Annotated in this window: 20 protein-coding genes; 16 read left to right on the top strand and 4 right to left on the bottom strand. The window is 62.4% G+C overall.

Annotation, left to right across the window (positions count from 1 at the left end; translation table 11 throughout):
• Positions 1 to 34 precede the first annotated feature (34 nt).
• Positions 35 to 3,907 (top strand): DNA-directed RNA polymerase subunit beta', encoded by a 3,873-nt coding sequence (locus tag HU144_RS16590; RefSeq protein ID WP_328284306.1) that lies wholly within the window; start codon positions 35 to 37, stop codon positions 3,905 to 3,907.
• A gap of 354 nt (positions 3,908 to 4,261) precedes the next feature.
• Here the strand turns inward: HU144_RS16590 and HU144_RS16585 are convergent, their stop codons facing one another.
• Entirely contained in the window at positions 4,262 to 5,287 is a 1,026-nt protein-coding gene (locus HU144_RS16585; protein ID WP_235352241.1) for a 6-phosphofructokinase, read from the bottom strand.
• Positions 5,284 to 5,967, bottom strand: a complete 684-nt coding sequence (locus HU144_RS16580) for a DUF1707 SHOCT-like domain-containing protein (protein WP_235352240.1) — start codon at positions 5,965 to 5,967, stop codon at positions 5,284 to 5,286. Before HU144_RS16580 ends, HU144_RS16585 begins: the two co-directional genes overlap by 4 nt.
• 119 nt (positions 5,968 to 6,086) lie before the next feature.
• Between HU144_RS16580 and HU144_RS16575 the strand changes: the two genes are divergently transcribed.
• From HU144_RS16575 to HU144_RS16555, 5 genes are all read left to right on the top strand, one after another.
• Positions 6,087 to 7,331 (top strand): glycosyltransferase, encoded by a 1,245-nt coding sequence (locus HU144_RS16575; protein WP_235352239.1) that lies wholly within the window; start codon positions 6,087 to 6,089, stop codon positions 7,329 to 7,331.
• On the top strand, positions 7,324 to 9,366 hold the full coding sequence (locus HU144_RS16570; RefSeq protein ID WP_235352238.1) for an ArnT family glycosyltransferase: 2,043 nt from the start codon (positions 7,324 to 7,326) through the stop codon (positions 9,364 to 9,366). Before HU144_RS16575 ends, HU144_RS16570 begins: the two co-directional genes overlap by 8 nt.
• Before the next feature lie 16 nt (positions 9,367 to 9,382).
• Entirely contained in the window at positions 9,383 to 10,111 is a 729-nt protein-coding gene (locus tag HU144_RS16565; RefSeq protein ID WP_235352237.1) for a response regulator transcription factor, read from the top strand.
• A 125-nt stretch (positions 10,112 to 10,236) separates the two neighbouring features.
• Positions 10,237 to 11,664: a sensor histidine kinase gene (locus HU144_RS16560; protein WP_235352236.1), complete on the top strand. Its 1,428-nt coding sequence runs from the start codon at positions 10,237 to 10,239 to the stop codon at positions 11,662 to 11,664.
• A 110-nt stretch (positions 11,665 to 11,774) separates the two neighbouring features.
• Entirely contained in the window at positions 11,775 to 12,347 is a 573-nt protein-coding gene (locus tag HU144_RS16555; RefSeq protein ID WP_235352235.1) for a hypothetical protein, read from the top strand.
• Between the two features lie 96 nt (positions 12,348 to 12,443).
• Here HU144_RS16555 and katG read toward each other — a convergent pair whose 3' ends face one another.
• On the bottom strand, positions 12,444 to 14,654 hold the full coding sequence (katG, locus tag HU144_RS16550) for a catalase/peroxidase HPI (RefSeq protein ID WP_235352234.1): 2,211 nt from the start codon (positions 14,652 to 14,654) through the stop codon (positions 12,444 to 12,446).
• 77 nt (positions 14,655 to 14,731) lie between these two features.
• Positions 14,732 to 15,208 (bottom strand): Fur family transcriptional regulator, encoded by a 477-nt coding sequence (locus tag HU144_RS16545; RefSeq protein ID WP_198398439.1) that lies wholly within the window; start codon positions 15,206 to 15,208, stop codon positions 14,732 to 14,734.
• A gap of 533 nt (positions 15,209 to 15,741) precedes the next feature.
• Here HU144_RS16545 and rpsL point away from each other — a divergent pair.
• From rpsL to rpsS, 10 genes are all read left to right on the top strand, one after another.
• On the top strand, positions 15,742 to 16,116 hold the full coding sequence (rpsL, locus tag HU144_RS16540) for a 30S ribosomal protein S12 (RefSeq protein ID WP_101621017.1): 375 nt from the start codon (positions 15,742 to 15,744) through the stop codon (positions 16,114 to 16,116).
• Positions 16,116 to 16,586 carry a 30S ribosomal protein S7 gene (gene rpsG / locus HU144_RS16535; protein WP_009883572.1) on the top strand — a complete coding sequence of 157 codons (471 nt, stop codon included), beginning with the start codon at positions 16,116 to 16,118 and terminating at the stop codon, positions 16,584 to 16,586. Before rpsL ends, rpsG begins: the two co-directional genes overlap by 1 nt.
• A 98-nt stretch (positions 16,587 to 16,684) precedes the next feature.
• Complete coding sequence (gene fusA / locus HU144_RS16530) at positions 16,685 to 18,790, top strand: elongation factor G (RefSeq protein ID WP_235352233.1); 2,106 nt, start codon at positions 16,685 to 16,687, stop codon at positions 18,788 to 18,790.
• A 115-nt stretch (positions 18,791 to 18,905) separates the two neighbouring features.
• Positions 18,906 to 20,099, top strand: coding sequence for an elongation factor Tu (gene tuf, locus HU144_RS16525; protein WP_198398437.1), 1,194 nt, complete (start codon positions 18,906 to 18,908; stop codon positions 20,097 to 20,099).
• Between the two features lie 498 nt (positions 20,100 to 20,597).
• On the top strand, positions 20,598 to 20,906 hold the full coding sequence (rpsJ, locus tag HU144_RS16520) for a 30S ribosomal protein S10 (RefSeq protein ID WP_009379191.1): 309 nt from the start codon (positions 20,598 to 20,600) through the stop codon (positions 20,904 to 20,906).
• 11 nt (positions 20,907 to 20,917) lie between these two features.
• Positions 20,918 to 21,592, top strand: coding sequence for a 50S ribosomal protein L3 (rplC, locus tag HU144_RS16515; protein ID WP_198398436.1), 675 nt, complete (start codon positions 20,918 to 20,920; stop codon positions 21,590 to 21,592).
• Between the two features lie 5 nt (positions 21,593 to 21,597).
• Complete coding sequence (rplD, locus tag HU144_RS16510; RefSeq protein WP_198398435.1) at positions 21,598 to 22,251, top strand: 50S ribosomal protein L4; 654 nt, start codon at positions 21,598 to 21,600, stop codon at positions 22,249 to 22,251.
• Positions 22,248 to 22,547 (top strand): 50S ribosomal protein L23, encoded by a 300-nt coding sequence (gene rplW, locus HU144_RS16505; RefSeq protein ID WP_101621022.1) that lies wholly within the window; start codon positions 22,248 to 22,250, stop codon positions 22,545 to 22,547. The genes rplD and rplW overlap by 4 nt, the downstream gene beginning before the upstream one ends.
• Before the next feature lie 30 nt (positions 22,548 to 22,577).
• Positions 22,578 to 23,414, top strand: coding sequence for a 50S ribosomal protein L2 (rplB, locus tag HU144_RS16500; protein ID WP_198398434.1), 837 nt, complete (start codon positions 22,578 to 22,580; stop codon positions 23,412 to 23,414).
• A 15-nt stretch (positions 23,415 to 23,429) separates the two neighbouring features.
• Complete coding sequence (gene rpsS / locus HU144_RS16495; protein ID WP_009883565.1) at positions 23,430 to 23,711, top strand: 30S ribosomal protein S19; 282 nt, start codon at positions 23,430 to 23,432, stop codon at positions 23,709 to 23,711.
• Positions 23,712 to 23,724 lie beyond the last annotated feature (13 nt).

The following is a 23,724-nucleotide window of genomic DNA, read 5'->3' as shown; positions in this document are numbered from 1 at the left end:
AACGGGATGTTCATCGCCAGGAAAGAGGATTTACGTGCCTGACGTCAATTTCTTTGATGAGCTACGTATCGGTCTTGCCACTGCGGAATCCATCCGCGGCTGGTCACACGGTGAGGTGAAAAAGCCTGAGACCATCAACTACCGCACACTTAAGCCCGAGAAGGACGGACTCTTCTGCGAGAAGATCTTCGGTCCGACCCGCGACTGGGAGTGCGCCTGCGGCAAATACAAGCGTGTCCGCTTCAAGGGCATCATCTGTGAGCGCTGCGGGGTCGAGGTGACCCGCGCCAAGGTTCGCCGTGAGCGCATGGGACACATCGAGCTGGCCGCACCGGTCACTCACATCTGGTACTTCAAGGGCGTTCCTTCGCGCTTGGGCTACCTGCTGGACCTGGCACCGAAGGACCTGGAGAAGGTCATCTACTTCGCTGCCTACATGATCACCTCGGTGGACGAGGACTCTCGCCACCGTGATCTGCCCAGCCTGCAGAACAAGATCGACATCGAGAAGCAGCAGATCGGCACTCGCCGTGACGCCGACATCGATCGTCGTGCCAAGAAGCTCGAAGAGGACCTGGCAGCTCTCGAGGCCGACGGCGGCTCCGCCCCGGCCAAGAAGAAGCTGCGCGATGTCGCCGAGAAGGAAATGGAGAAGCTGCGCAAGAACGCCGACCGTGAGGTCGACCGTCTTGAGCAGGTGTGGGACCGGTTCAAGAGCCTCAAGGTCAATGACCTCGAAGGCGATGAGAGCCTGTACCGCGAGATGTTCCACCGTTTCGGTCTGTACTTCACCGGTGCCATGGGCGCCGAGGCGATCCAGAAGCGTCTGCTCGACTTCGACCTCGAGGCCGAGTCCGAGAAGCTGCGCGAACTCATCGCCACGGGTAAGGGTCAGCGCAAGACCCGCGCCCTGAAGCGTCTCAAGGTCGTCAACGCGTTCCTGACCACTGACAACAACCCTGAGGGCATGGTCCTCGACGTTGTTCCCGTGGTGCCGCCGGAACTGCGCCCGATGGTGCAGCTCGACGGTGGACGTTTCGCCACGTCTGACCTCAACGACCTCTACCGTCGTGTGATCAACCGCAACAACCGCCTCAAGCGACTGTTGGACCTCGGTGCCCCCGAGATCATCGTCAACAACGAGAAGCGGATGCTGCAGGAAGCAGTCGACTCGCTGTTCGACAACGGCCGTCGCGGTCGTCCGGTGACCGGACCGGGCAACCGTCCGCTGAAGTCACTCTCGGACATGCTCAAGGGCAAGCAGGGACGTTTCCGTCAGAACCTTCTGGGTAAGCGTGTGGACTACTCGGGCCGTTCGGTCATCGTGGTCGGTCCGCAGCTGCACCTGCACCAGTGCGGTCTGCCGAAGACCATGGCTCTGGAACTGTTCAAGCCCTTCGTGATGAAGCGTCTGGTCGATCTCAACCATGCGCAGAACATCAAGTCGGCAAAGCGGATGGTCGAGCGTCAGCACCCTCAGGTGTGGGACGTCCTCGAAGAGGTCATCACCGAACATCCGGTGCTGCTCAACCGTGCACCTACTCTCCACCGTCTGGGCATCCAGGCGTTCGAACCCCAGCTCATCGAGGGTAAGGCCATCCAGCTGCACCCCCTCGTCTGCTCGGCGTTCAACGCTGACTTCGACGGTGACCAGATGGCAGTCCACCTGCCGCTGAGCCCTGAGGCTCAGGCAGAGGCACGCGTGCTCATGCTCTCGGCCAACAACATCCTCAAGCCTTCGGACGGCAAGCCCGTGACCATGCCCTCGCAGGACATGATCATCGGTCTGTACCACCTGACCTCCGAGCGCAAGGGTCTGGCCGGCGAAGGACGCTCCTTCACCGGTCTCGGCGAAGCCATCATGGCCTTCGATCGTGGCGAGCTGGACCTCGGTTCGGTCATCACGATCCGTCTTGAGAACGTCGTCCCCGGCGACGATCTTGAGGTTCCCGAAGGTTGGGAGGCCGGCGATCCGCTGGACGTGCAGACCACTCTGGGTCGCGCACAGTTCAACGACTACCTGCCTGCCGATTACTCGTACGTGAACTCCACGATCGACAAGAAGGCACTCAGCCGCATCGTGAACTACCTGGCCGAGGAATACCCCAAGGTCGAGGTCGCACACACCTTGGACAATTTCAAGGCCGGCGGCTTCTACTGGGCAACTCGTTCGGGAATCACCATCTCGATGTCCGACGTGGTCTCACCTGAGGCCAAGACCGAGATCATCGATGACGCGGAAGCCCTCGACACGAAGGTTCAGCAGCAGTACGAACTCGGTGCGCTCACCGACGACGAACGCCGCAACGAACTGGTCAAGCTGTGGACCGAGACGACCGAGAAGGTCGACAACGTCATGCGGACGAACTTCCCGGAGGAGAACTCGGTTCTGCGTCTGGTGGAGTCCGGTGCATCAGGTAACTGGATGCAGGTCCGCCAGCTGGCGGGTATGCGTGGACTGGTGACGAACCCGAAGGGTGAGATCATTCCTCGCCCGATCGTCTCGAACTACCGTGAGGGACTCTCGGTGCTCGAGTACTTCATCGCCTCGCACGGTGCTCGTAAGGGTCTGGCCGATACGGCTCTGCGTACGGCTGACTCCGGTTACCTGACTCGTCGCCTCGTCGACGTGTCGCAGGACGTCATCATCCGCACCGCTGAAGCCGATACGAACAAGGGCATCACCCTGCCTGCAGCCGAGCGTGACCACGAGGGCAAACTCGTTCCGCACGAGTATGCAGAGACGAGCCTCTACGGCCGTCTCACGGTCTCAGACGTCTCCGACGCCGATGGCAATGTCATAGTGCCGGCGAAGACCGACGTGACCGCCGAGACGATCGATACGCTGGTCGCCGCCGGGATCGAAGAGCTCAAGGTTCACTCCGTGCTCACTGCTGATTCCGATACGCAGATCTCGGCCATGCACTACGGTCGTTCGATGGCGACCGGAAAGCTCGTCGACATCGGCGAAGCAATCGGCACCGTCGCTGCCCAGTCGATCGGTGAGCCGGGAACCCAGCTCACCATGCGTACCTTCCACACGGGTGGTGCGGCGGCGTCCACGGGTGACATCACCCAGGGTCTGCCGCGTGTGACCGAGCTCTTCGAAGCTCGCACACCGAAGGGCTTCGCTCCCATCGCCGAGGCGACCGGACGTGCCAAGGTCGACGACAGCCGCAAGACCCGCTTCGTCGTCATCACACCCGATGACGGTGGCGAAGAGATCGAGCACGCAGTCTCCAAGCGTGCCCGTCTCCTCGTCGAGGACGGACAGAACGTCAAGGCCGGCGAACAGCTGGTCATCGGCGCTGTCGATCCGAAGCAGGTGCTGCGCATCCGCGGTCGTCGTGAGGCCGAGCGCTTCCTCGTCGAGCAGGTGCAGAAGGTGTACCGCTCGCAGGGCGTGGGCATCCACGACAAGCACATCGAGGTCATCGTGCGCCAGATGCTGCGTCGCGTGACCGTGATCGAGTCGGGCGACACGAACCTGCTGCCCGGCGAGCTGGTCGACCGCGGCCGCTACCAGGGCGAGAACCGTCGTGTGGTCGCCGAAGGCGGCCAGCCGGCATCGGCTCGTGACGAGCTCATGGGTATCACGAAGGCCTCTCTGGCCACCGATTCGTGGCTGTCCGCCGCATCCTTCCAGGAGACGACACGCGTCCTCACCGAGGCCGCAATGGAAGGCAAGTCGGACACCCTGCTCGGACTCAAGGAGAACGTCATCCTCGGTAAGCTCATCCCTGCGGGCACCGGCCTGCAGACACACCGCGACATCGTGGTGGAGCCGACCGAAGAGGCGAAGGCCGAGATGTTCACGAACAGCTACGGTGACTTCTATGCAGGCATCGGTTCCGATTCCGGATCCGCCATCCCGCTGGAGGACTACGACTACGGCGCCTTCAGCTGAGGCTGATCGTCTGAGTCGTTCGCAGCTGCGAAGCTGCGGCTGGCGCTGAATCACCAGACTGACTCGACAGGCACAGCAAGAGGGGCACCCACCATGAGGTGGGTGCCCCTCTTGCTATGTCATATGCGGTCCCCGCGAATGTGGGCGCGAAAGTGGGTGTGTCCGCGGCGCGCGAGCAGAAGCATTGCCGCAGAGTATCCTCGGCCAATGGCCTCGAACTCGGTCAGAAATACAACGGTTGGCAAGTCCTGGTCGAATATCTCGAACAATTCGACCAGAACTTACCGACTGTTGGCCTGCCGCGGCCTCTGACTGTGTGTCTGCGTTGCGCGGTGGCTTTGTTGAGCAGGACGGCTAGCCGAAGAGGACTTGCGCCTCTTCCCAGCGTTGGAGCGGAACAGACTTGAGCCGGTCGACGGCGGTGGCCATATCGACCGAGACGATGTCGGTGCCCTTGAGACTGGCCATCTTGCCCCAGTCGCCGTTGTGCGCGAGATCTGCCGCAGCCATCCCCAGGCGCGTGGACAGGACCCTGTCGTAGGCCGTGGGGGAGCCGCCTCGCTGCAGGTGTCCGAGGATGGTGGCACGGGACTCGATTCCCGTGATCTCCTCGATCTTCGGAGCCAGGAAGTCTGCAATGCCGCCGAGGCGGGTCCGCCCCTTGTTGTCGACACCGCGGTCCGCGACCTGCTCGTCGAGCCCCTCGGGAATGAAGCCCTCGGCCACGACGACGATCGGAGCACGGCCGCGGTCCCTGGCCGAGGTCACCCATTCCTCGATCTGGTCGAAGGAGACGGGAAACTCCGGCATGAGGATCGCGTGAGCGCCGCCGGCCATTCCCGCATGCAGCGCGATCCATCCGACGTTGCGGCCCATGACCTCGATGACCATGCATCGATGATGGGACTCCGCCGTTGTGCGGAGCCGGTCGATGGACTCGGTCGCGATGGCTTGGGCCGAGTCGAAGCCGAAGGTGTAGTCGGTGCCGCTGAGATCGTTGTCGATGGTCTTCGGGACACCGATGATGTTCAGCCCCTCCTCATTCACGAGTCGGGAGGCCCCAGCCAGTGTGCCCTCTCCGCCGATCGCAACGATCGCGTCGATGCCGTGTGCGGTCATCACCTCGCGCATCCGCTCCGGCCCGCCGCCCTCATAGGGGTGGGTGCGGGAGGTGCCGAGGATGGTGCCGCCTCGGCCGGAGAGTCCACGAACGTCGAGCATAGACATGTCGAACACATCGTCTTCGAGCAGGCCGCGCCAACCGTCGCGGATTCCGACGAACGTATCCTCGTGGGAGCGGATGCCCTTGCGGACGATTCCGCGGACGACCGCGTTGAGTCCTGGGCAGTCTCCGCCGGAGGTCAGTACACCTATCTTCATTCCAATTGCCCCTGATCCTTTGTTCGGTAGCCTTTGGCCAAATGCACGTCGTGACCAGCCATGAAAGAGACGCCCTTGAGGATGAGCGTCCCGTTCGAACCGTCTCCTTTGGCGGAGCCGCGGATCTCATTGCCGGCCATGATGTTGATTGTGTCGTCGCGGATCCGCACGCCAGGAGGGACGTAAATGTCGTGGCCGGCCATCATAGAATACGAGGTCAGCGACACGGTGACTCCAGGTCCCATGACGTCGCACAGGTCGATGTTGTCGCCGCCCATGAGCGAGTAGGTCGTCACCTCGGCCGTGCCGGCTGGCACATCGAGTTCGCGGCCGGACATGATGGCCACCGAGTTCATCGGCGCCGATGTGCCCGGTTCCGCCATCGGAGCCAGCGAGGTGGGTCCGGCACTGCGGTCCAGTGATGTCCTCGCGGTCGTTCCGCCGGTCTGGCGCTGCAGGGTGTGGTAGAGCTCGTGCCCTTCGGGCAGATCGACGATGAGCGGCATCAGTTCGTCGAGGTACTTCGCCGAAATCGCCTCATCCTGACGTTCAGCCGTCTCTTCCGGGTCGAGCCGACCGTTGCTGACCGCGTCGGTGATGACTCCGAGAACGGCGTCGCGGTCCTTGTCAGAGGCTCGGATGCGGGGCGCGGGCGAGTGCGGGGAATCTTCTTTGGCCATGACGCCCAGTGTAGCGGGGACCACACATCTGCCGTTGAGATCGGCCGCAGTCGAGTCCCACAGGCTGGCCACAGCTTCGACCAATGCTGGGCCTAAGCCCGCGCGGAACTGTTGTCCTCATGAGACAGCACAGCATCCCTTGGGGCCAGGCCGGCCCCCACGCCCACCAACGGACCCAGACCGCAGACACCCGGACACCGACGACGGTCGACCTCGTCGTGCCCGTCTACAACGAGGAAACCGCCCTGGCGGCCTCAGTCGAAACGCTGCTCAGAGCCACGAGCGAAGGGGACAGCCACGTCACGATCATCATCGCTGACAATGCCAGCACCGACTCCACCCCGACCATCGCCGAGACGCTCGTGGCGAAGCATCCGAACGTGCGGTATGTGCGCCTTGAACAAAAGGGGCGCGGCCGTGCCCTGTCCACTGTGTGGTCGGCCTCGAGCTCGGATGTCGTGGCATACACCGATGTGGATCTGGCCACCGACGTCCGAGCCCTGGCCCCGATGGTCGAGGTCATCCGATCCGGGATCGCCGATGTCGCGATCGCCAGCAGGCTGCTGCCTGGTCTCGCCATCAGCCGCGGGGTGAAGCGAGAGGTCATCTCGCGCTGCTACAACCGTCTCCTGGGAGTCAGCCTGGGAGTGGGGTACAGCGACGCACAGTGCGGGTTCAAGGCGATGTCGGCCAAGTCCGCGAAGATGCTGCTGCCCATGGTCGAGGACACAGAATGGTTTTTCGACACGGAGCTGCTCACTCGCGCCGAATGGGCGGGACTGCGCATCCACGAATTCGGCACCGACTGGGTCGATGACCCGAACTCCTCCGTCGACGTCCTCTCCACAGCGTGGTCCGATGTGCGCGGGATCGTTCGTCTGCGGAGATCGACGCGAAATTCGAGTGAGATTTCGCTGGGCATCAACGAAGTTCCGGCCCCGAACACCGGTGCTCAGATTCTGCACTTCATCGATGTCGGCATCGTCAGCACCCTGCTGTACGCTGTCCTCTTCCTCTGCGGGGTGCAGATGCTCTCACCCGCTGTGGCCAACCTCGGCGCGCTTCTCGTCTCAACGGTGGCCAATACGGGCCTCAACCGGAGACATACCTTCGGCGTCCGTGCTCCTCACCATGGCCTCGCCGCTCAGGTCAAGGGCCTGGCGGCGTTTGCCCTGTGTCTCGCGTTCACCTCGGCGGGTCTGGCTCTCACCTCTGGGTTCACGGGCCCGCTGGCGACGATCGGGACGCTGACGGTGCTGACGCTGGCGAACCTTCTGGCCACGATCGTGCGCTTCGTTCTGCTGCGGACCTGGGTGTTTGCGATCTCCGCTCACCGCAACTCGAGGAGGCCACACCATGTTTGAGAACTCTTCTGCGACGTTTGGGCGAAAGCAGCTGCGGCGGTTCTGGTACCCGGCGGCTCTGACGGTGCTGACGCTGGCGACGATCGCGGCGTTCCTCACCAACCTCAGCGCAAACGGCTGGGCGAACTCCTTCTATGCGGCGGCTGTGCAGGCGGGATCCCAGAACTGGGAGGCCTTCCTCTTCGGCTCTCTGGATTCCGCGAACGCCATCACCGTCGACAAGCCTCCTGCGTCCCTGTGGGTGATGGCGCTCAGCGCTCGCATCTTCGGGTTCTCCTCGTTCTCGATGCTCCTGCCGCAGGTGCTGCTGGCCGGAGCGACGGTGCTGCTCGTGACCCATTCGACGAGGTTGGCCCTGCACGGACACACCGGCGACACGGTGGAGCGCCTCGCCGGGCTGGGCGCCGGCCTCGTGTTCGCGCTCTCACCGATCGTGGCTCTGATGTTCCGGTTCAACAATCCGGACGCGCTGCTGGTCACGCTCATGGTGGGTGCGGTGGTGGCGACCCAGCATGCGCTGCGAGCCGTGGGCGGCACCCGAAATCCCGCGAGGCGTGCCGCCATCCTTTGGCTTGCGCTCGCCGGCATCGGTCTGGGCTTGGGCTTCCTCACCAAACAGTTCCAGGTGCTGCTCATCGTGCCGGGACTGGCAGCGGCCTGGATGTTCTTCGCCCGCTGCTCATGGCTGCGTCGGGGGCTCCTGCTGCTTGTCCCGATCGTGTCGATGGTGCTCAGTGCCGGTTGGTGGATCGCCCTCGTCGAGCTCACTCCTGCAGCGAATCGTCCGTATGTGGGTGGCTCACAGAGCGACTCCTTCCTCGAACTGACCTTCGGCTACAACGGGTTCGGGCGCCTGACCGGTGATGAAACCGGCTCCGTCGGTGGCGGCGGGGGAGGCCAGGGCGGTGGAGGCTGGGGAGAGACCGGGATCGCCCGACTGCTCACCGGCAGCTTCGGTGCCCAGATCGCCTGGCTTCTGCCGACGGCGCTGCTCCTGCTCGCCGTGGTCGTCGTTATGCTCATCCGCGCCGAGGTGGCCCGCCGTCGTCGCCCACGCAGCACGCAGCTCCCGGTCGAGCCCACATCTGGCAGCCTGGCAGCCGCCGTAGTGATGTGGGGATCGTGGCTTGTGGTGACCTGGCTGGTGCTCAGCACCATGAACGGCATCGTCCACGAGTACTACACAGTGGCTCTGGTGCCGGCCATCGCCGTGATCGTCGCCATCGGCGTCGCGCTGCTGCTGACACGCAAAAGCTATGGTGCCATCCTGCTGTTGGCGCTGGCCTGGGCGCTGACGGGTGCGTGGCAGTTCATTCTCACAGCCTCGATGAGCGGGATCCCAGGTTTCCTGCGCTGGAGCGTGCTCGCGGTCTCCATCCTGGGTGCGCTGTTCCTGATCGGAGCAGGTCACAGGCTGCGAGCAGGCCACGACGGCCAGCGTCCGCATCGAGTTCTCATCGTGGCGATCGCTTTGGCGGCCATCATCGCCAGCTCGGCGATCCCGGCACAGCTGAGTGCGCGCACGATCGCCGGATCGACTCAGGGCTCGATCGTCACGATCGCCGGAACGAGTTCGGGAATGGGCGGTCCTCGCGGTGGCGGCAATGGCGGCGGTGGCGATGGCGGCGGTGGTGGCGGGGGTATGGGCGGTCTGCTCAACGGAGCGATCCCAGCGGCCGAACTCACCGAGCTCCTCGGGGAGGATGCGTCCGACTACACTTGGGTGGCTGCGGCGACCGGTGCCAACCAGGCCGCCGGCTATCAGCTGGCACTGGAGGAACCGGTCATGGCTATCGGCGGATTCAACGGCACTGATCCCTCTCCGACTCTCGAGGAATTCAAACGGCTCGTCGCCGAGGGCCAGATCCATTGGTACATCGGCTCCGACGGTGAGGGTGGCGGACCTGGGGGAGGCGGACCTGGGGGAGACGGAAGCACGTCGTCCACCTCGGCGGAGATCTCCGAATGGGTCGAGGCGAATTTCGAGGCCACGACCGTCGATTCTGTTTCGCTCTACGATCTCAGCACCGAATGAGGGGGATAATCGAATCATGAGTCCAACAGCCATAGGCACCGAAGCACCGCCGGCCCGCGTGCTCATCGTCGATGACGAGGCCAACCTGGCCGAGCTCCTGGTCATGGCCTGCCAGGTCAGAGGCTGGGAGGCCGTGAGCGTGGGCACCGGCAGAGATGCAGTGGCACGGGCCAGGAACGAGCACTTCGATGCGATCGTCCTCGATGTCATGCTGCCGGACCTCGACGGATTCGCCGTCATCGAGAAGGTGCGCGGAGAGGGCATCGAGACTCCAGTGGTGTTCCTCTCCGCTCGCGACGAGGTCGATGACCGGCTCACAGGGCTGCGCCTGGGCGGCGACGACTATGTGACGAAGCCATTCAACCTCGACGAGGTCGTCGCCCGGGTCGAAGCCAGGCTCCGGCGCAGCGCACCTGTCGTCCCGAGCGGTGATGAGGAGCTACTGCGGGTGGGTGATCTCGAGCTCGATGCCCGATCGCACGAGGTGAGCCGGGCAGGTCGCCCGATCGATCTCACGGCGCGGGAGTTCGAAGTGCTGCTGCTGTTCATGCGCAACCCGCGCGCAGTGCTCTCGAAGGCGCAGATCCTCGACCGCGTCTGGGACTACGACTTCGGTGGCAACGGCAACATCGTGGAGTTGTATGTGTCGTACCTGCGGAAGAAGATCGACGCCCCGTTCGAGGGCCTTCCGAACCTCTTCCACACCAAGCGCGGAGCTGGTTACATCCTTCGGGCCGATCAGTGAAAGCTGTTCCTCCTGTGCGCCGATGGCGGCTGCAGACACGACTGATCGTTCTCGCCAGTCTCGTCCTGGTCCTGGTGGGAGCCGGGATCGGGGCCGCGTCATGGTGGAGCGTGCGGACTTCTCTGATGTCCGATCTCGACAGTCAGCTGGCCGGGATGACGCATCATGCCCGCGTCGATCCCGGGCCTGGACAGAAGCCGGGGGACCGTCCGACCTCGAACGAGACCGATTCGTCGACGTCGGTGGACAAGGCGCTTCGCTACCTGTTCCAGCCAGGGGTGGGCGACGGTGCCCTGGTGGTCGTCGGCACGAATGACTCCGGTGAGGGTCTGATCGCCGAGGCGGGGCGCACGCAGCCGCAGACCCTTCCCGTCGGCGCGGTGGATGTCCTCCTCGACGTCGACGCGGTCAGCGGTGGCGAGGAACCCGGTCCGAAGACGGCAAGCACCGCCTCGGGGCATCGCTCGGTCGATGTTCCCGGCTACGGCACCTACCGTGTCGCAGCCTTCGACGACAAGGGCACGACGACCGTCTACGGAGTGCCGCAGAACAGCGTCGATTCCGCGCTTGAACGAACGGCCTACACCACGGCGCTCGCGGTGCTCATCGGCGTGCTCGCCACGGCACTGCTCATGGCTGTCATCATCCACAGGCAGCTGCGCGATCTGAGAGATGTTGCGCGCACAGCCCGGGAAGTGACGGACCTCGAGCTGGGGGAGGGTGAACCTGAACTGGCGCTGCGGGTGCCGTCCGATCTCGCGATGCCCGGCACCGAGGTCGGCGACGTCGGTGCCTCGGTGAACCGGATGCTCGACCACGTCGGCTCCGCCCTGGACGAACGGTATCGGGGGACGGAACAGATGAGACAGTTCGTCGCCGATGCCTCACACGAACTGCGGACACCGATCGCCACGATACGGGGGTGGGCAGATCTCACCCGACCGTATCGGGATGAGCTCCCCGCACAGGTGCAGACATCCCTTGGCAAGATCGACTCGGGGGCGATGCGGATGTCCACGCTCGTCGACGACCTGCTCCTCCTTGCCAGGTTGGAAGCCGGGCGACAGCCGACCAAGGAAAACACCGTCGATGTCTCTGCGCTGCTCCTGGAACTCGTCGAGGACGCGCACGTGCTCAGCCCTGAACATGAGATCCGTCTGGATCTGCCCCCGGATGCCTTGGAGATCCGCGGCGCCGATGATCAGGCGCGTCAGGCGGTCGCCATCGTACTGACAAATGCATGTGTGCACACGCCCGCAGGTACGCGAGTCCATGTCGAGGCCGAACTCGGTGAAGAGTCCGACGCCGAGGAGACGGTGATCGTCCGCATCAGCGACAACGGACCGGGAGTCCCCGAAGAGATCCGCGACACCGTCTTCGATCGTTTCGTCCGCGGCGACGCGGCACGAACCAGGGCCGAGGGAGTGCGTGGAGGCTCCTCAGGTCTGGGCCTGGCGATCGCCGCCGGGCTCGTCGAACTCATGCATGGCACGGTATCGATGACGACCTCCGACGCCGGCACCGTGTTCGAACTGCGGTTCTGGGCCGCCTGACGATCAGGAGACGAGCCCTCTCGCGATTGCACAGCCTGGACACAGCCTCGGCTGGGACTGGCGACAGCCGAGCACACGAGAGTGGAATCACTGACAACCAAGGAGATTCCATGACAGACAACCAGAATCCGAACCTTCCCAACCCCAACTCCGATCAGAATCCCGATCAGAGTAGGGCCATCCCGGCCGAGGCGGTGCCGAGGGATCCCGACCATCCGGTCAATGTCGGTCTGACTGGCGCGAACGGTGGAACTGGTCGAAGGAAGAGACGTGTTCCGTTGATTCCGGCCGTCCTGGCAGGAGCTGCCCTATTCATCGTCGGAGGCCTGGCCGGGGGAGCGGTGGGAGCCTCAACGGTCGTGATGTCGAATGAGAGCGGGACGAGCCAGGGTCCGGGCGCACCCGGTGGCCAACAGGGTGGCGGCCAGCAGGGTGGTGGCAAACAAGGTGGCGGTGCAGGACCGGGCGGAGGCCCGGCACCGGGCGGTCAAGCCGGAAGCGGACAGGACTCGACCAGTCAGGACTCGACCAGTCAGGATTCGGACAACCGGTCAACCCAAGGATCGGACGACCAGGCCGCCGATGCCACCTCGGCGACGGAAGACGCCAGCGAGGAGAATGTGGCGCTCTTCGACTTGAGTACTCTGCTGCACAATGCCGCAGTCCTCAATCGAGAGGACTGATCGCACTCGCGACGAAGTCGCCCGGTTCCATCCCGGATATGACTGTGCCCCCACCACCGGTCGTGGTGGGGGCACAGTCGTGCGTTATCAGATCACTCAGCGGTGCAGATCGAAGCGGTCTGCTTCGACGAGCTTGCTCCAGGCCTTGACGAAGTCGTTGACGAACTTCTCCTGGGCGTCATCGGAGGCGTAGACCTCGGCGATGGCGCGCAGTTCTGAGTTGGCGCCGAAGAGCAGGTCGATGCGGCTTCCGGTCCACAGCTTCTCGCCTTCGGGGGAGAAGCACTCGTAGACGTTGGCGGATTCGGACGGACCGATCGGCTTCCAGACGTTGCCCAGTTCCAGGAGGTTGACGAAGAAGTCATTCGTCAGCTCGCCGGGACGGTCGGTGAACACTCCGAGCTCGGAGTCTTCGTAGTTCGCGCCGAGGACGCGCAGTCCACCGATGAGCACGGTCAGCTCCGACGGGGTCAGACCGAGCAGGCTGGCCCTGTCCAGGAGGAGGAACTCGGCCGAGAGCGGAAGATCCTCGGTGAGATAGTTGCGGAACCCGTCGTGAGTCGGCTCCAGGTACGAGAACGAATCGACGTCGGTCTGCTCCTGGGTTGCGTCACCGCGGCCGGTCGAAACCGGAACGCTGACGTCATGACCGGCGGCCTTCGCCGCGGTTTCGATGCCGACGCCGCCGGCGATCGCCAGGACATCGGCGAACGTTGCTCCGGTGTCCGCGGCGATGCCTTCGAGGACGGTGATGACCTCGGCCAGCTTCGCGGGCTCGTTGACTTCCCAGTTCTTCTGCGGTTCGAGTCGCAGGCGTCCGCCGTTGACTCCGCCGCGGAAGTCGGAGACACGGTGGGATGAGGCTGCGGCCCAGGTGGTCGAGACCAGCTGCGAGACGCTCAGACCCGAATCGCGGATGGCGGACTTGACCGCTTGGAGCTGATCCGAATCGAGCGGTGTGCCAGCCGGGACCGGGTCCTGCCAGATGAGCTCTTCGCTGGGGACCTCGGGTCCGAGGTAGCGGGTGGACGGGCCCATGTCACGGTGGGTGAGCTTGAACCAGGCGCGGGCGAAGGCATCCTCGAAGGCCTTCTGGTCGTCCTTGAAGCGGCGTGAGATCTCACCGTAGATGGGATCGAAACGCAGCGAAAGGTCAGTTGTGAGCATGCGGGGCTCACGGCGTCCGTCGCCCTGCGCCATCGGAACCATGTCATCGCCGCCGCCGTCGACTGGGCGCCACTGCAGGTGTCCGCCTTCGTTTTCGAAGACCTCCCATTCGTAGGCGAAGAGGATGTGGAAGAACTCGTTGTCCCAACGGGTCGGGTGGTAGGTCCACGTGACCTCGATGCCGCTGCCGACGGTGTCATTGCCCTGGCCGGTGCCGAAATCGGACTTCCAGCCCAGTCCCTGCTCCTCGATCGGTGCGGCTTCCGGATCTCCGCCCTTGTGCGACTCGGGAGCTGCGCCGTGGGTCTTGCCGAAGGTGTGTCCACCTGCGATGAGGGCGACTGTCTCCTCGTCGTCCATGGCCATGCGACCGAAGGTCTCGCGGATGTCGATGGCCGCGGCCAATGGATCCGGCTTGCCCTCTGGGCCCTCAGGGTTGACGTAGATGAGGCCCATGGTCGTTGCCGCCAGCGGCTTCTGCAGTTCGCGGTTGCCCACGTAGCGCTTGTCGGTGCCCAGCCATTCGGTCTCGGAGCCCCAGTAGACGTCATTGTCAGGTTCCCACACGTCCTTGCGGCCACCGGCGTAGCCGAAGGTCTTGAAGCCCATGGACTCGAGACCCACGTTTCCGGCGAGGATGAAGAGGTCAGCCCATGAGATCTTCTTGCCGTACTTCTTCTTGACGGGCCAGAGCAGTCGGCGGGCCTTGTCGAGACCCACGTTGTCGGGCCAGGAATTCAGAGGTGCGAAACGCTGCTGCCCTTCGCCGCCGCCGCCGCGTCCGTCCTGGACTCGGTAGGTGCCGGCGGAGTGCCAGGCCATGCGGATCATGAACGGGCCGTAGTGACCGAAATCCGCGGACCACCAGTCGGCGTTCGTCTTCTGGAGCTCTTCGATGTCGGCCTTGAGCGCGTAGTAGTCGAGACTGGCGAACTCGGCGTCGTAGTCGAAGCCTTCGTCCATCGGGTCGCGGGCAGGCTGGTTCTTGGCCAAGATCTTGAGATTGAGGCGATTCGGCCACCAATGCGAGTTGGCATCGCCCTGGCTGGGATTGACCAGCGAGTCGGCTTCGGGCGCCGTCGCCGCTGCCGAAGTGGAGTGGGCGACTGGACAGCCGCCGGCGGTGGAAGTATCGGGCATAGTATTCCTTTCACTTTCGGGCCCCGTCAGGACCCGGTTGAAGACAAAGGTGTGGCTTTGTCGATGGGTGGATCGGTTCAGACCGCCGAGGCGGGTTCGGGGCTGACCGAAGGCGCTGCAGACGCAGCGCAGTCAGGACACAGGCCCCAGAAAGTGACTTCGGCCTGTTCGATGACGAATCCAGCGTCGTGTGAAGGGGTCAAGCAGGGAGCCTGCCCGACCGTACAGTCGACATCGACGATGAGATTGCACGAGCGGCACACGAGGTGATGATGATTGTCCCCGATGCGTCTCTCGTAACGGGCCACGGACCCGGACGGCTGAATGCACCGGACGAGTCCGACCTCGGTGAGCGTGTGCAGCGAGTCGTACACCGCCTGATGTGATACCTCGGGAAGATTCTCTCGAACAGCGCGGATGACAGTCTCGGTGTCTGCATGCTGGTGGTCACACACAGCCGCGAGAACCGCGACTCTCTGCTTCGTCACGCGAAGGGAACTCTCCCGCAGTGCTGCGGTCGGTTCCGATTCGTGCCTTTCCTTGTTCTCAGCCACAGCAACAGCTTGCCGCCTTTTCTTGAATGAGTCAAGGAAACGATTGTCCCTGGTGCGCGAAGGAGCGCGCGAAAGAACCGCGGCTGTCGCGGACTTCGATCAGCGAAGAGCTCGGATTTCGGTACGCGAAAGGTAGGTGCGCCGGGGGAGAGGGTTCTCTGCGCCCGGGTGGCGGGGGTTGTGTCGTGCAGCGCACAGCGGCTGGTTTTGACCAGATGTGGGAAACCGCGATATTCTAGGATGCGACTGATTGTGTTATCTGCGTCGGCGAACGACCATACCGGATGTTTTGTGAGATCCGGACCCATTGTGAGAATTCGCCAGAGGCAGGCCGCCGACGTGTCATTCTGCATAGGTTCTGTGTCATTGCGACACACCCGAGTGCAGGGTTCAGGCCGTCGCGCGAATACTGGCATCGGGCGTGAAGCTTCACCCGGTGTTCAGTCGGATATGTCCCACGGTTCACAAACATGGCTGATGCCATGGCCAACGTTGGGAATTAGGTTTATCGAGAAGCAAACGGAGAACGCTTAGTGCCGACAATCCAGCAGCTCGTCCGCAAGGGACGACATGTCAAATCCGCAGGATCCGACGCTCCTGCTCTGAAGAGCAGCCCGCAGCGTCGTGGAGTGTGCACCCGTGTGTACACCACTACACCCAAGAAGCCGAACTCGGCTCTTCGCAAGGTCGCTCGTGTCAAGCTTTCGAGCCAGATCGAAGTGACTGCCTACATTCCAGGCGAAGGACACAACCTGCAGGAGCACTCGATCGTGCTCGTGCGCGGTGGTCGTGTCAAGGACCTGCCAGGTGTGCGCTACCGAATCGTTCGCGGTTCGCTTGACACCCAGGGTGTCAAGGGCCGCCAGCAGGCACGCAGCAAGTACGGTGCGAAGAGGGAGAAGAAGTAATGCCACGTAAAGGTCCTGCACCCAAGCGACCGATCGTCATTGACCCGGTCTTCAGTTCGCCGATCGTCACGCAGCTGATCAACAAGATCCTGCTCGACGGAAAGCGTTCGACCGCTGAGCGCATCGTCTACGGTGCTCTCGAAGGTACCCGTGAGAAGAACGGCAATGACCCAGTTGTCAACCTGAAGAAGGCTCTCGACAACATCCGCCCCTCCCTCGAGGTTCGCTCTCGCCGTGTCGGTGGCGCAACTTACCAGGTTCCGGTCGATGTCCGTCCGGTTCGTTCGACGACTTTGGCACTGCGCTGGCTCGTGGCTTACTCCCGCCAGCGTCGTGAGAAGACGATGACCGAACGCCTCATGAATGAGATTCTCGATGCGAGCAACGGCCTCGGCGCCGCTGTGAAGCGTCGCGAAGACACCCACAAGATGGCCGAGTCCAACAAGGCCTTCGCCCACTACCGCTGGTAATCGTTCCTCTTCGGAACCCTGGCCGGCAGGCGTCATGCGGCGCCTGTCGGCCAGGCAGCGGGGGAGCCGATCACATCATCGAGTGAGAGAGAGACACCGTGGCACTTGACGTGCTCACCGACCTGAATAAGGTCCGCAACATCGGCATCATGGCCCACATCGATGCCGGTAAGACCACCACAACCGAACGCATCCTTTACTACACCGGTGTGAACTACAAGATCGGCGAGACGCACGACGGTGCCTCGACGATGGACTGGATGGACCAGGAGCAGGAACGTGGCATCACGATCACGTCGGCTGCCACCACCTGCTACTGGCACGACAACCAGATCAACATCATCGACACCCCGGGCCACGTCGACTTCACCGTCGAGGTTGAGCGCTCACTGCGCGTCCTCGATGGTGCCGTCGCCGTCTTCGATGGCAAGGAAGGCGTTGAACCGCAGTCCGAGACCGTGTGGCGTCAGGCTGACAAGTACGACGTGCCACGCGTGTGCTTCGTCAACAAGATGGACAAGCTCGGTGCTGACTTCTACTTCACCGTCGACACCATCCGCGAACGCCTCGGAGCCAAGCCGCTGGTCATTCAGCTGCCTATCGGTTCCGAGTCGGAGTTCGCCGGGGTCGTCGACCTTCTTGAGATGAAGGCCTACATCTGGCCTGATGAGTCCAAGAAGGGTCAGGACATGACCGAGATCGAGATCCCTGAGGATCTCCAGGACAAGGCCGTAGAGTACCGCGCCAAGCTCGTCGAGGATGTTGCTGAAGCCACTGACGAACTCATGGAGAAGTACCTTGAGGGCGAAGAGATCTCGATTGCCGAGATCAAGGAGGGCATCCGCTCTCTCGTCGTCAACTCCACGGCGTTCCCTGTCATGTGCGGTTCGGCATACAAGAACAAGGGCGTCCAGCCCATGCTCAATGCCGTCATCGATTACCTCCCTTCGCCTCTCGAGGTTCCTCCCATGATCGGTGAGAACCCTCGTGACGAGGACGAGAAGCTGACTCGCAAGCCTTCCAAGGATGAGCCCTTCTCGGCTCTCGCGTTCAAGGTCGCCACCCACCCGTTCTTCGGCACGCTGACCTACGTCCGCGTGTACTCCGGACAGGTGAAGTCGGGCGAGGCCGTTCTCAACTCGACGAGCGGCAAGAAGGAGCGCGTCGGCAAGCTCTTCCAGATGCACTCCAACAAGGAGAACCCTGTCGAAGAGGCCATCGCCGGCCACATCTACGCGTTCATCGGTCTCAAAGAGACAACCACCGGTGACACGCTGTGCGATCCGAGCGCCCCGATCGCTCTCGAGTCGATGACCTTCCCTGAGCCGGTCATCTCTGTGGCCATTGAGCCCAAGACCAAGAGCGACCAGGAGAAGCTGTCGGCTGCCATTCAGAAGTTCGTCAGGGAAGACCCGACATACCGGGTCGAGCTTGATGTGGAGACAGGCCAGACCGTCATCCGCGGAATGGGCGAACTTCACCTCGACATCCTCGTCGACCGTATGCGTCGCGAGTTCAAGGTCGAGGCGAACGTCGGCAAGCCGCAGGTCGCCTACCGTGAGACCATTCGCCGCACTGTCGAGAAGTACGACTACACCCACAAGAAGCAGACGGGTGGATCGGGACAGTTCGCGAAGGTCCAGGTCACCTTCGAACCTCTCGAGGTCGAAGGCGATACGATCTACGAGTTCGAGAATGCCGTCACGGGCGGACGTATTCCGCGCGAGTACATTCCGAGCGTCGACGCCGGTATCCAGGACGCCATGCAGCTTGGTGTCCTCGCCGGTTACCCGATGGTGGGCGTCAAGGCCACACTCATCGACGGCGCCTACCACGATGTCGACTCCTCGGAGATGGCATTCAAGATCGCCGGCTCGATGGTCTTCAAGGAGGCCGTTCAGAAGGCGAAGCCGGTTCTGCTGGAACCGGTCATGGACGTCGAGGTGCGTACCCCAGAGGAATACATGGGAGACGTCATCGGCGACCTCAATTCCCGACGTGGCCAGATCCAGTCGATGGACGACGCTTCCGGTGTGAAGGTCGTCAAGTCTGTGGTCCCGTTGTCGGAGATGTTCGGTTACATCGGTGATCTGCGGTCGAAGACCCAGGGCCGTGCGGTGTACTCGATGACTTTCTCCAGCTATGCGGAGGTCCCCAAGGCAGTCGCCGAGGAGATCGTCCAGAAGATGCGTGGCGGAGAGTAATCTCCGGTCCCCGGTCGCCACGGTGAGCAAGAACATGTTCACCGAAATGAAAGATAACCAACAAAGGTCTAAGATATGAACCGCATATCTTTTGCCAACCACGAGGAGGAACCCAGTGGCAAAGGCTAGTTTCGATAGGACTAAGCCGCACGTCAACATTGGCACCATCGGCCACGTTGACCACGGAAAGACCACCTTGACCGCCGCAATCACCAAGGTGTTGGCGGACAAGTACCCAGATCTCAATGAGGCTCGCGCCTTCGACCAGGTGGATAACGCACCTGAGGAGAAGGAGCGCGGCATCACCATCAACGTCTCGCACGTTGAATACCAGACCGAGAAGCGTCACTACGCTCACGTCGATGCCCCTGGTCACGCCGACTACATCAAGAACATGATTACCGGTGCTGCTCAGATGGACGGTGCAATCCTCGTGGTTGCCGCTACCGACGGTCCGATGCCGCAGACTCGTGAGCACGTTCTGCTCGCACGTCAGGTTGGTGTGCCTTACATCGTTGTCGCACTGAACAAGTCCGACATGGTCGATGACGAGGAGCTCATCGAGCTCGTCGACTTCGAGGTCCGCGATCTGCTCTCGAGCCAGGACTTCGACGGCGACAACGCTCCCGTCATTCCTGTGTCCGCTCTCAAGGCGCTGGAAGGCGACGAGAAGTGGGTCAAGAGCGTCGAAGACCTCATGCAGGCCGTCGATGACAACGTTCCCGAGCCGGAGCGCGACATCGACAAGCCATTCCTCATGCCAGTGGAAGACGTCTTCACGATCACCGGTCGTGGAACCGTCGTCACCGGTCGTGTGGAGCGCGGCGTCCTGCTGCCTAACGATGACATCGAAATCGTCGGCATCAAGGAGAAGTCGTCCAAGACGACCGTCACCGCCATCGAGATGTTCCGCAAGACTCTGCCTGACGCACGTGCAGGCGAGAACGTCGGACTGCTCCTGCGTGGAACGAAGCGCGAAGACGTGGAGCGCGGACAGGTTATCGTGAAGCCGGGTTCGATCACGCCTCACACGAACTTCGAAGGCCAGGTCTACATCCTGAGCAAGGACGAGGGCGGACGGCACAACCCGTTCTACTCGAACTACCGTCCTCAGTTCTACTTCCGCACCACGGACGTCACCGGCGTCATCACGCTGCCTGAGGGCACCGAGATGGTCATGCCCGGTGACAACACCGACATGTCGGTCGAGCTGATCCAGCCGATCGCTATGGAAGAGGGCCTCCGCTTCGCTATCCGCGAGGGTGGACGTACCGTCGGCGCTGGTCGAGTTACCAAGATCACCGCCTGATATACGTTCGATCACTCAGGCTTCGGCCTTGAGCTCGGGACTTCGGTCCTGAGAGATCGATTCGGAACCCCGGTCCAATGGGCCGGGGTTCTGTGCATTCACAACGGGGACCAGCCTCGGCGCGTGACCTGCCTGACTTGCACCGGCAGGCGAACATGAAATGCCTCACAAGACAGATGCCTGGAATTGCGCCGAAGAAGTGCTATGTGACAAGATAGTGAAGTTGCGTTTTGGACGTTGACCCCTGCACTGCGGTAGAGATACCGCGAACAGTCCGGAACACTATCGGATCGATGAATCTGCCTTGAGCGGGTTCGGACCGAGCAGCCAATGAGTAGAAGCGCCGTCGGCCCTCAACGAGAATCGAAAGATTCTCCGCAAGGATTAGCCGACACGCCCGACCTCGGGGGTCGGTCATGGTCAGCCGGCACAGACCACAGAAGATTTCGATCGACTGTTGGTTGATGGCCGGAAGTAACTAAAGAAAGAGACGACGCCATGGCGGGACAGAAGATCCGCATTCGGCTCAAGTCGTACGACCACGCTGTGATTGACAGTGCTGCACGAAAGATCGTGGACACCGTCACTCGCGCAGGTGCGACTGTTGTGGGCCCCGTGCCGTTGCCAACGGAGAAGAACGTTTACTGCGTCATCCGTTCGCCACATAAGTACAAGGACAGCCGTGAGCATTTCGAAATGCGCACGCACAAGCGTCTGATCGACATCGTCGATCCGACGCCGAAGGCAGTCGACTCGCTCATGCGTCTCGACCTCGCCGACGACGTCAATATCGAGATCAAGCTCTAAGGGAGGCAGACATGGCGAACAATCGTTCATCAGCTCTCCCGACCACCCGCAAGGTCAAAGGCCTTCTGGGAACCAAGCTGGGCATGACTCAGGTTTGGGATGAGCAGAACAATCTCGTACCGGTGACCGTAGTGGCCGCCGGCAGCAACGTCGTGACGCAGATCCGCAACGAGGAAACCGATGGTTACCCCGCACTGCAGATCGCGTTCGGCGAAATCGATCCTCGCAAGGTCAACAAGCCCACTGCGGGCCACTTCGAGAAGGCAGGCGTGACACCACGCCGTCACCTTGTCGAGCTGCGCACCGCAGACGCTGCTGACTACGCACTGGGTCAGGAGCTCGGAGTCGATACGTTCGACGCCGGGATCAAGGTCGATGTGACCGCAAAGACCAAGGGTAAGGGAACCGCCGGTGTCATGAAGCGTCATGGCTTCCACGGCGTCGGCGCCTCCCACGGACAGCACCGCAACCACCGCAAGCCGGGTTCAATCGGCGGAGCCGCGACCCCTGGTCGCGTGTTCAAGGGTATGCGCATGGCCGGCCGTATGGGTGCAGTCAAGCACACCACCCAGAACCTCACGATCCACGCCGTGGACACCGAGAACAACTTCCTGCTCATCAAGGGTGCCGTACCTGGCCCCAAGGGCGCAGTCGTTCTCGTTCGCTCGGCCGCGAAGGAGGGCTGAACGTAATGACTGATGTCAAGACAGTCGACGTCGTCGATGCTTCTGGTGCGAAGACCGGATCCGTTGACCTGCCAGCCGAGATCTTCGGCGTGCAGACCAACGTGCCGTTGATCCACCAGGTTGTTGTCGCGCAGCTGGCAGCAGCCCGTCAGGGTACACACAAGACAAAGACCCGCTCCGAAGTACGCGGTGGCGGTCGCAAGCCCTACCGCCAGAAGGGTACCGGTAACGCCCGTCAGGGTTCGATCCGTGCTCCTCAGTACAACGGTGGTGGAGTCGTGCACGGGCCGGTTCCCCGCGATTACTCGCAGCGGACCCCCAAGAAGATGAAGACCGCTGCTCTGCGCGGCGCTCTCTCGGATCGCGCACGTCTCGATCAGGTCTTCGTTGTGAAGAACCTGATCACCGGCGAAGCACCGTCGACCAAGCAGGCGAAGCTCGCTCTGGCCAGCCTCTCCGATCGCAAGAACACCCTCGTGGTGCTCAACCGTGACGACGAGCTCACCGAGCGCAGCGTTCGCAACCTGCCTCATGTTCACGTGCTCACCTCCGATCAGCTCAACACATACGATGTGCTGATCGCCGATGACATCGTGTTCACCGAGTCAGCGCTGGAGACGTTCCTGGGCGGATACCGCAAATCGGAGGACGCATCATGAGCCTGAACTTCAAGGACCCACGCGACGTCATCGTCGCTCCGGTCGTCTCGGAAAAGACCTACAGCCTGATGGACGAGGGAAAGTACACCTTCATCGTCGATCAGGGGTCGAACAAGACTGAGATCAAGAACGCCATTGAATCGATCTTCAATGTGCAGGTTGCCAAGGTCAACACCCTGAATCGTCAGGGCAAGCGCCGCCGCACTCGCACCGGTTGGGGAAAGCGCAAGGACACTAAGCGTGCCATTGTCGCCCTCAAGGACGGATCGATCGACATCTTCGGTGGATCGCTCTAAGCGATCCTTCGTAAAAGAAGGACAAGACTCATGGGAATCCGTAAGCACAAGCCGACGACCCCGGGCCGCCGTGGCTCATCGGTCGCCGACTTCGTCGAAGTGACCCGGTCTACACCGGAGAAGTCACTTCTGCGCCCACTGCCTAAGCGCGGTGGCCGCAACAGCCAGGGACGCGTGACCACTCGCCATCAGGGCGGCGGCCACAAGCGTCAGTACCGTGTCATCGACTTCCGCCGCCATGACAAAGATGGCGTACCGGCGAAGGTCGCACACATCGAATATGACCCGAACCGCACTGCGCGGATCGCTCTTCTGCACTATGCAGATGGCGAGAAGCGCTACATCCTCGCCCCGCAGAACCTCAAGCAGGGCACACAGGTGGAAGCCGGTCTGGGTGCAGACATCAAGCCGGGCAACAACCTTGCCCTGCGCAACATCCCAGTCGGTACCGTGCTGCACGCAGTTGAAATGCGTCCAGGCGGCGGTGCCAAGATCGCTCGCTCTGCCGGTTCCTCCGTGCAGCTCGTTGCGAAGTACGGCCGGTTCGCTCAGCTGCGGATGCCTTCGGGCGAAATCCGCAATGTTGATGCTCGCTGCCGTGCGACGATCGGCGAGGTCGGCAATGCCGAGCAGTCGAACATCAGCTGGGGTAAAGCAGGCCGCATGCGTTGGAAGGGCAAGCGCCCATCCGTCCGTGGTGTCGTCATGAACCCGATCGATCACCCACATGGTGGTGGCGAGGGCCGTACTTCGGGTGGTCGTCACCCAGTCAGCCCGTGGGGTCAGTCAGAAGGCCGCACACGCCGGCCGAACAAAGAGAGCGACAAGTACATCGTGCGCCGTCGCCGGACCGGCAAGAAGCGCTGATTGGAGTACTGACTTATGCCTCGTAGCCTCAAAAAGGGTCCTTTCGTCGATGAACACCTGTACCAGAAGGTGGCTCGTCAGAACGAGAAGAACTCTAAAAACGTAATCAAGACATGGTCTCGTCGCTCGATGATCATCCCGGATTTCCTGGGACACACCATCGCAGTACATGACGGACGCAAGCATGTTCCAGTCTTCATCACTGAAGCCATGGTCGGACACAAGCTTGGCGAGTTCGCACAGACACGGACGTTCCGTGGCCACGAAAAGGACGATCGCAAGGGTCGCCGCCGCTGACGCGGGGCACTCT

This window comes from Brevibacterium sp. UCMA 11752 (assembly GCF_021532235.1).
Classification (GTDB): domain Bacteria; phylum Actinomycetota; class Actinomycetes; order Actinomycetales; family Brevibacteriaceae; genus Brevibacterium; species Brevibacterium antiquum.
The sequence above is the reverse complement of the archived record's forward strand: the minus strand, read 5'-3'. Positions and strand labels throughout refer to the sequence as shown.

Coding starts and splice junctions, on each gene's coding strand:
- HU144_RS16580 (WP_235352240.1), bottom strand. CDS start 5,967: ATGGCCAAAGAAGATTCCCCGCACTCGCCCGCGCCCCGCATCCGAGCC.
- rpsS (WP_009883565.1), top strand. CDS start 23,430: ATGCCTCGTAGCCTCAAAAAGGGTCCTTTCGTCGATGAACACCTGTAC.
- rplW (WP_101621022.1), top strand. CDS start 22,248: ATGAGCCTGAACTTCAAGGACCCACGCGACGTCATCGTCGCTCCGGTC.
- katG (WP_235352234.1), bottom strand. CDS start 14,654: ATGCCCGATACTTCCACCGCCGGCGGCTGTCCAGTCGCCCACTCCACT.
- rplC (WP_198398436.1), top strand. CDS start 20,918: ATGGCGAACAATCGTTCATCAGCTCTCCCGACCACCCGCAAGGTCAAA.
- HU144_RS16585 (WP_235352241.1), bottom strand. CDS start 5,287: ATGAAGATAGGTGTACTGACCTCCGGCGGAGACTGCCCAGGACTCAAC.
- HU144_RS16560 (WP_235352236.1), top strand. CDS start 10,237: ATGTCCGATCTCGACAGTCAGCTGGCCGGGATGACGCATCATGCCCGC.
- rpsJ (WP_009379191.1), top strand. CDS start 20,598: ATGGCGGGACAGAAGATCCGCATTCGGCTCAAGTCGTACGACCACGCT.
- HU144_RS16555 (WP_235352235.1), top strand. CDS start 11,775: ATGACAGACAACCAGAATCCGAACCTTCCCAACCCCAACTCCGATCAG.
- HU144_RS16565 (WP_235352237.1), top strand. CDS start 9,383: ATGAGTCCAACAGCCATAGGCACCGAAGCACCGCCGGCCCGCGTGCTC.
- HU144_RS16570 (WP_235352238.1), top strand. CDS start 7,324: ATGTTTGAGAACTCTTCTGCGACGTTTGGGCGAAAGCAGCTGCGGCGG.
- rpsG (WP_009883572.1), top strand. CDS start 16,116: ATGCCACGTAAAGGTCCTGCACCCAAGCGACCGATCGTCATTGACCCG.
- HU144_RS16575 (WP_235352239.1), top strand. CDS start 6,087: ATGAGACAGCACAGCATCCCTTGGGGCCAGGCCGGCCCCCACGCCCAC.
- rplD (WP_198398435.1), top strand. CDS start 21,598: ATGACTGATGTCAAGACAGTCGACGTCGTCGATGCTTCTGGTGCGAAG.
- rplB (WP_198398434.1), top strand. CDS start 22,578: ATGGGAATCCGTAAGCACAAGCCGACGACCCCGGGCCGCCGTGGCTCA.